The organism is Janthinobacterium sp. ROICE36 (assembly GCF_002869965.1).
Classification (GTDB): Bacteria; Pseudomonadota; Gammaproteobacteria; order Burkholderiales; family Burkholderiaceae_D; genus Janthinobacterium.
Window position 1 is genome coordinate 1 of record NZ_PEBS01000125.1, and the last position, 8,104, is coordinate 8,104.

Here is an 8,104-nt window from a genome sequence, read left to right on the forward strand (position 1 = left end):
CTGTACAGAGAGTGCTGGATGACGTCGGTCTTGCGCATGATGGCGGTGGGAAAGTGGGGCTGATGAAACAACGTTTACCGGCCCGTGATGGTTGACGGGCACGGCGATTAATTCAACACCCTGTTAGGCGGCAGTGCCGCTGATACCGAACAATTCCAGCTTCAGCCCTCTTATGCCAGACGGCACATAAATCGCAATCGCCTGGGCCTTGATCATGCTGTCATAAATACTGCCCTTGTTATCGATCGAAAAGTAATACGTATTGGGCCGCACCGGCACTTCAGCAGGAACCTGTGCCATATGGCGCAACTCGGCACCCGGAAGTGCCCGGCTGAGTAATAGTTCGATATTGTCCGGCGAGGATATTTTGAACTGCAACGGCACCGTGGCGACCAGTTCCAGCGCCGGCATATCGGCGTTTACCGCAAGACAGAGTTCGGTCTGACGGTCAATCCGCGTGGCATCGAGCACACCGTGATAGTGGGTGTTTTGTTGCGTGTCGTTGGACAGCGCAATCGGGAAGTAACGCGACAGCAGCACAGTATCGATCAGGTCGCGAATGATGCCATCGAGCTTGCCGAAACCGGGAGCCGCATCATCGTGACAGTAAGCCGGCAAGTCGCTCAGTGTGTATTTTTTAGAAAACGTCATCAAGCCACCAGCCAAAGTCATCAATTTTTCAAACAAATACACGGGATGATGGCGCCGATAGCTGGCGCAATGACTGAGCGTGGCGCTGGCCGTGCTCAATGTATTGAGCATCCAGAACGAGGAAACATCCCGGCCATGAAATTCTACCGTGTTATTACCGGGCTGACGATGGCGGCTGTACAGCGCCTCAATTTTCGCGCCCATGCGGTCGATCAGCGAATCGAGCATTTTCTGCAGCGAGGACTCGGCGCTGATGGTCAGGCCAGGCGCAATGAAGGAGGCATCGATTTCAAAGCTGCCATTGCCAGCCCGGTACAAACGGATCACCGGGATGGCAAGGTAATCATTCAGGGGGTCCAGTTGCGACAGCAGATACACGCGTTTCTTCAGGTAGGCCACGTCTATGCTGACTGCCTCGCTGTACAGATCCGGCGTTTCGATATCCGCCTGCACATAGCGCGCGCCTGCAGAGCTCAAATTGCCGCCATGTGCCTGCAACATGGGCAGCGCGGCATAAAAAGTAAAACCATGTTCGCTGGACGGCAGCTTGGACAGGTCAACCGCACTGGGTAATACATCGCCAAGCGGCGCTTCAAACAGTTCTCCATCCTGAAAGACGAGCGACATGCTGTCCGCCCGCAGACTATTGTTGGCCAGTGCATCCGCATTCCAGCTGACACCATGCACGCCCCATAAATGTGGATTAATCAAGGAGGCCAGACGTTGCAGGCGCGCTTCATGGTAGCGGTCCAGCTGCTGGAATTGCTGAGGACCGATGGCCAGGCCCTCGGACCAAAGTAATTTGGATGGCAATGTCATGGCGTTCTCCATGTTGACTATTGGAATCTTGCTGCCTTGCCAGTCTGATGTTGTCAGCGCGGAAGTTCTTGATGTTGCGCAGCAACCCAGCCCAATTATTTGCGCAAACGCAATTTACCTTTGAGCAAACGCTCCGATACTGAGCATGCCGCCGCAAAGACACCAGGGAGAGAAAATAGCGATGGAGGACTTGCTGCCATATTTCGAACGCGAATTGGTGATGCTGCGGCGACATTGCCGTGAGTTTGCAGAACGCTATCCGAGAATCGCCGGCAAATTGCACCTGTCTGGCGAGTCTTGCGAATATCCGCACGTCGAACACTTGATCGAATCGGTGGCCATGCTGGCGGCACGCATCTCAAAACGGCTCGATGACGACTATCCGCAACTGACCGAAGCCCTGTTCGAAGCCCTGTTCCCGCATTATCTGCGTCCCTTTCCATCGTGCACGATCGTGCACCAATCCGCCCCGGCGGCCGGCGCGGGCGTATTGCACCTGCCGGCCGGCAGTGAAATGGATACAACACCTGTGCGCGGCGTGCGCTGCCGTTTCAAGACGCTCTACGATGTGACGACAGGAGCATCGGTACTGGAAAGCGCAGTTTTCGAGGCCATGATCAAGGCGCCGCCAGGCGTACGCCTGCCTGCATCAGCCACTTCCTCGCTGAACATCGGCATCCGGCATCTCGCTGCGGCGCCCGCATCGCTGCGTGTCTTCATCGATGGCGAAGCTTCTTTTTCCGCCGCATTGCGCGATGCCTTGTTCATGCAGACAGTCTGCGCTTTTGTGTCGATCGACGCGCTGCAATGGATGGCCTTGCCCGCCGTGCCTGTGACACCCGTCGGCTTCGCCGACACGGATGCCTTGCTACCTTTCGGTGCTCGTTCGCAGCCGGCCTACCGCATCCTGAGCGAGTATTTTGCGTATCCGGAAAAATTCAATTTCCTTGACCTCGATGTCGCTGCGCTGCGTGCAGCCCTGCCGCCCGAGTGCCAGCGCTTTACCCTGCATCTGTGCATGGCCGGATTGCGGCCCGATTCCGCTGCGGCGCGCATGTTGTCCAGCATTTCCAGCGAAAACTTGAGGCTGGGCTGCAGTCCGGCGGTCAATCTCTTCCGCCAGGAAGGCGTGCCGATTTCCGTCACCCGGCAGAAAACCGACTACTCCGTACTGGCCCATGCTACCCATGCGCATGGCTACGAAGTCGTCTCCGTCGATGCGGTACGTTTGCTGCGCCAACGGGGCGGCGAAAGCACGCTGACCGACTTTCGCCCGCTGTACAGCCTGCGCCATGGCGAAGGTGCTGCGCAACAAGGCCATTACTGGATCGTACGCCACGATACGGCTTTGGCCATCAAAAGTCCTGGTCATGAAAAGAAAATCACCTTGGTCGATAGCGACTTCAATCCCTTGATCCATGAAAAGGCCAGCTTGTCGCTGTCGCTGACATGCAGTAACCGCGATCTTCCCCTTGCGCTCAAATACGGCCAGCCGCAAGGAGACTTGCAACCGTGCGACGGCGGACCTGCACTGCACATGCTGCGACGCCCCAGCCAGCCGCGGCGCTTTTCGCCGGGCGCGGGCCTGCACTGGCGCCTGATTTCGCATCTGGCGCTGAATCATCACGCACTGGTCCAGGAAGGCCTGCCAGCACTGCGCGAAATGCTGACGCTCTACGACTTATCCCAATCGGCTACCTCGCAACGCCAGATCGGCGGCATCGTCGCGTTGGCGCACTCGCCGACCACGACATGGCTGCGACACAAGCGCGGCACCTCGCTGGCGCATGGCGTGGAAGTACGCATCACGCTGGACGAGGAAGCGTTCGTCGGCAGCGGCATGCACTTGTTTGTGCAGGTGATCGATCACTTCCTTGGGCTGTATGTGCAAATCAACAGTTTCATCGAACTGGTGGTGCTGTCACGGCAAAGCGGAGAGGAGCTGATCCGATGCAAACCAAGAAGCGGACTGCAGAATCTGGTGTAATCGGACACTTGCTGGCCGAGCCGTACCGCTACCAGTTCGTGCAGGCGGTGCGTATTCTGCTGTGCTGGCTACGCAGCCAGAATGTGTCCCATGCGCAAGCCTTCAGCCAGGTGTTGCGCTTCAAGAACAGCCTGTCCTTGGGTTTCCCCGCCAGTGAAATCGAGCAGCTTTCGCTTGACGAGAATGAACAACTGACCGTGACACCGACGTTCATGCGTTTTCTGGGCGTCGGCGGCACCTTGCCCTTGCACCACTCGGAACGCATTGCCGCTTGCCGCTTGTCGGGCAAAGACACTGGCGTCTCGGCCTTCCTCGATATTTTTTCGCACCGCATGGTCGTGCTGTATTACCAGGCGTGGGAAAAATATCGACTCGAATCGACGCTACAGACCCGGGCAAAAGATGCACAAAGGCCTTTGCTGCTGGCACTGGCCGGCGTGCAGCACACTGCGCTGCCGTCGAGCGCCGAACCGGATGCCGTGACGCAGGACGCCGCGGCCTGGCACGCGGGTCAGCTGCGTTGCCGTCCCGTCTCCGCGCAAGCGATTGGCCCCGTGCTGGCCGAATACTGCGGCGTAGCCGTCGCCCTGCAACAATTTGTCGGAGGCTGGGACTATCTGGAAAAAAATCGGCGCAGCCTGCTAGGTAGTGTCAACTTTACCCTGGCGCGTGGCGCAACCGTTGGCCTGCGGCTTTGGCGCCACGACATGCGCGTCTGCCTGCATATCGGGCCGCTGGATCCCGCCGGCCTGCAACGTTTCCTGCCGCGCAGCGCAGGTGCGGCGGCACTGGCAAAGATGCTGGCGCTATTTGGTGTACCAGACTTGCAATATGAAGTGCGGCTGATATTGAGTCCGCCATGCATTACACCCCTGCTCCTGAGTTCCCGCCCTTCAGAACGACGGCGCCTTGGCTGGACGACGTTCTTGCAAACAGCACAAGGCAAGGTAGGCGGCGCCGAAGTGCGCTACCTGCTGCAACTGGCTTGAGCAGTCATCCCTGGAAAGCGAGGCAAACATGAAACATGCGGGACGCGGCGTCATCCGGCTAGGAGACGCAACCGATCATGGCGGCAAGGTCACCAGCGCATCGTCTGGCAGCACCGTGATGGGCAAAGTCGCAGCGCTGGCCGATGACACAACCTTCTGCCCCAAGTGCAAGGGCAGCTTTCCCATCACGCCGGATGGCGCCGGCGCAAAACACATGGGCAAGCCATATGCCTATGACGGCGATGCCACCGCCTGCGGCGCACACCTGATCACATCGCTATAGCGGAGGCAGGCCATGCATGCAAGCATCCAGGCGACACTGTCGGCCTTCGACCTCGCCGCGCAAGAACGGCGCCTGCTGAAGATCGATTTCCCCCATGAAGATGGACCGGCCGGCGCCATCCTGCTGGTCAACTCGCTGAGCGCCAGGGAAGAGCTGTCGCGCGACTTCCGTGTCGAAGCAGAACTGCTGTCCGATGACGCGCATATTGCGCTCAAGGCCATGATGGGCCGCATGGTGAGCATTTCCATGCTGCGCGACGATGGCACGCTACGCCACTTTAACGGCTATGTGGGCGAATTTTGCCTGCTGCGCGCCGATGGCGGCTTTGCGTGGTACCGCATGGTGCTGCAACCCTGGCTGGCTTTCGCCCGGTTGCGTCAGGACAATGTGTCCTTCCATGGCCAAAGCGTGATGCAGCTGACCGAAACGACGTTTGCCCACTACGGGCAGCGCGACTGGAAAACCAGCATCCACGACGACGATCCGCAAATCACCTGCGCCAACCAGCATAATGAAACCGACTACAATCACTTGCACCGGCGCTGGGAAGCGCTGGGCTGGCATTACTGGTACGAGCACCGCGCCGATGGGCATACGCTATGGCTGGCGGACAACAGCACCTTGGCGGACATTATAGCCACAGCATCTGGCGACGGCGCCATGCGTTTTCACTCCGAGTCAGGCTCCATGGAAGACGATGGCCTGCAACAGTGGCAAGCCATGCGCCGGCTCGGCTCCGGGCAGCTGACCTTGGCCAGTTTCGACTATAAAAATCCGCAGCCACGTCTTGCCAGCGGCTACTCCCTGAATCGCCAGGGCGATGTATTTGCCCACGAACTGTACGAAAACACGGGCGCGTATGGCTATAAGAATGTCGATGAGGGGGAGTCTCTGGCACAGCGCCGCATGGAAGAAAGCGACCATTTGCGCCAGTATTTCGAGGCGGCCGGCAATCACCGTGGCGCACAGCCCGGCCTTTGCTTCCGGCTCGATGGCCATTTCAGCGCCGAGGAAAAACGCTACCAGCCTGGCCAGGAGCGCCCTGACAGCATCGCCGAACGCGACTACCTGATCCTGTCAGTGCTGCATAGCGCCAGCAATAATTATCAGGTCGGCCCCAGCGCACCTTCCCACTATGTCAACAATATGCTGTGCGTGCACCGCGACATCCGTTGGCGGCCGGGCCGTGGCTACAACAGCACGCCATGCATCGTTGCCGGCGTGCAGACGGCACTGGTGGTCGGGCCGGCCGGGGAGGAAATCCATACCGATGCCCTGGGACGCATCCGCCTGCAATTTCACTGGGACCGCCTGGGTACATTCGATGAACGCAGCTCGCCTTGGATAAGGGTCATGATGCCGATGGCGGGGCCGCAAATGGGACAAATCGCCTTGCCGCGCGTGGGTCAGGAAGTCGTCGTGCAATTCCAGGATGGCAATATCGACTATCCCATCGTCATCGGCGTGGTCTACAACAGTGCCAATCCGCCGCCGTGGCAACTGCCGCAGCAGCGTGCCCTGTCCGGCTTGCGCAGCCGCGAACTGGGTGCCCGCAGCGCCAACCATCTCGTGCTCGACGACACCAAGGGGGCGATCCAGGCACAGCTGCGCAGCGAGCACCAGGATAGCCGGCTTTCATTGGGCAACATCACCCGCATCGACGACAACGCAGGCCGCAAGGAAGCGCGCGGTGCGGGTTTTGAATTGGCCAGCAACGCCTGGGGCGCCCTGCGCGCAGCCAAAGGCATGCTGATTTCCACAGAAACATCAACAGGAACGGGATCAGTCAAACAGCTCGACGAAACACAGGCCCGCCTGGCGCAGGCCCGCCAACTGCAAGAGGGACTGGCCGGCATGGCCGTCGACGCGGGTGCGCAAGACAGTGCCGCACAACAAGGTGCCGTCGCCGAGGCCATCCAGCGGCAAAACGCCGCGATCAAAGGCGCCGGCGGCGATTTTCCGGAACTGTCCGAAGCGCATTTGCTACTGGCCAGCCCTGCCGGCATCGAACTGAGCACGGCCCAGTCCATCCACCTGGCCGCCAGCGAGCATGTGGCGCTTACCAGCAGCAAGCATATTTCACTCGCCAGCGGCGACAGCATGTTTGCCAGCATCGCCAAATCCTTTAGCCTGTTCGTGCATAAGGCCGGCATGAAGCTGATCGCCGCCAGCGGCAAGGTGTCCATCGAGGCACACAGCGACGAGGTGGAAATCCTCGCCCAGAAAGTGCTGTCGCTGATCAGCGAAGCGGACTGGGTCAACATCAAGGGCAAGAAAGGCGTCCGCCTGCACGGCGCCAAGCACATGCTGGAAATCAGCGACAAGGTGCAGTTCTTCACTTCATCCCCCGTGCTCTTCAACGGCAACCTGGAAACCCTGGCGCCGAAGAGCGTGTCGCAGGAATTTAATGAGAGGCCACACAGCAGTTTTGATCAGGAGGTCTTGCTGGTGAATGCCGACGATACGCCAGCCGTTGGCGTTGCTTTTGAACTCCTGCGTGATGACGGCAACATCGCCGGCAAAAGCGCGGAAGACGGTTCCACGCAACTACAAAAATCCACCGGCATGGACAGCTACATCATTCGCTATAAGGGAGAACTGCCATGAGCACATGTGATGACTTGAATAACCGCGGCAATCATCCTGCGAAGTTTGGTCAAGGCGTGGGAGGCTGGGCGGAACTCGCCGTTTCGATGACGGAAACAAAAGATACCGCGCGACATGACGTCACCCTACCGCCAGGCAAGGTAATTCCTGTCATTTTCCTGCCAGGCGTGATGGGTAGCAATCTACGGATGAGCAAGGTTCGCCAGGAAGAATTGCGCCGTCCAGACAATCGGGCCTGGCGGCCAGACGATATGATGGGGGCGGGAGGCAAGGCCGCTGTCCTCACAAACAATGGCTTGGGTGGCTGGTTCAAAGATGCGTCGCCACGGCAGCGTCAGCTGGTGTTTGATCCCACTGAAACCGAAGTCGAGTACTACCATTACACCGAAAGCAACAGTCGTTTTGACCCAGATGGCGCGGAAACCAAGGCTGCAGATGCACGGCATCAAAATGTGCCAGACAGTTTTACACCCATTCCTCCTTTAATGGGAACCAATAGGATCGCGACAACAACACGTCCGAATCAAGGTAAAGCCTGTTCGTATCAAAGCCCAGCACAAATAGCCCGTTGGCGAGGATGGAGTGAAGTGTTATTTGCTGGTGCGTAGAGGGTGTAAATAATTTTGTGTAAACGGTCATTTGGCAGGACACTGCCGCCACCAAGGAGAAACAATGACCGTTGTAAAGCGTAACAAGCGGGCCAAGCCCGACCCGGAACTGCTCAAACTGGCCGACAGCTTGCTGGCCAACTACCAGAAGCCCGAGGAT

The 8,104-nt window shown here is 58.7% G+C and carries 6 protein-coding genes; 5 read left to right on the forward strand and 1 reads right to left on the reverse strand.

The genetic code is table 11. From position 1 onward, the window contains the following. Positions 1-123: 123 nt before the first annotated feature. Positions 124-1,470: a type VI secretion system baseplate subunit TssK gene (gene tssK, locus CSZ94_RS26330; RefSeq protein ID WP_102124212.1), complete on the reverse strand. Its 1,347-nt coding sequence runs from the start codon at positions 1,468-1,470 to the stop codon at positions 124-126. A gap of 181 nt (positions 1,471-1,651) precedes the next feature. Between tssK and tssF the strand changes: the two genes are divergently transcribed. Genes tssF through CSZ94_RS26355 form a run of 5 tightly spaced genes read left to right on the forward strand, consistent with a single transcriptional unit; the run spans position 1,652 to position 7,944 of the window. Continuing rightward, on the forward strand, positions 1,652-3,457 hold the full coding sequence (gene tssF, locus CSZ94_RS26335; RefSeq protein ID WP_102124208.1) for a type VI secretion system baseplate subunit TssF: 1,806 nt from the start codon (positions 1,652-1,654) through the stop codon (positions 3,455-3,457). Continuing rightward, positions 3,421-4,446, forward strand: coding sequence for a type VI secretion system baseplate subunit TssG (gene tssG, locus CSZ94_RS26340; RefSeq protein ID WP_102124209.1), 1,026 nt, complete (start codon positions 3,421-3,423; stop codon positions 4,444-4,446). Before tssF ends, tssG begins: the two co-directional genes overlap by 37 nt. Positions 4,447-4,474: 28 nt before the next feature. Continuing rightward, positions 4,475-4,729 (forward strand): PAAR domain-containing protein, encoded by a 255-nt coding sequence (locus CSZ94_RS26345; protein ID WP_102124210.1) that lies wholly within the window; start codon positions 4,475-4,477, stop codon positions 4,727-4,729. 12 nt (positions 4,730-4,741) lie between these two features. Further along, entirely contained in the window at positions 4,742-7,336 is a 2,595-nt protein-coding gene (locus tag CSZ94_RS26350) for a type VI secretion system Vgr family protein (RefSeq protein ID WP_102124211.1), read from the forward strand. Next, positions 7,333-7,944: a hypothetical protein gene (locus CSZ94_RS26355; RefSeq protein WP_180977641.1), complete on the forward strand. Its 612-nt coding sequence runs from the start codon at positions 7,333-7,335 to the stop codon at positions 7,942-7,944. The genes CSZ94_RS26350 and CSZ94_RS26355 overlap by 4 nt, the downstream gene beginning before the upstream one ends. The last annotated feature ends 160 nt before the right edge of the window (positions 7,945-8,104 follow it).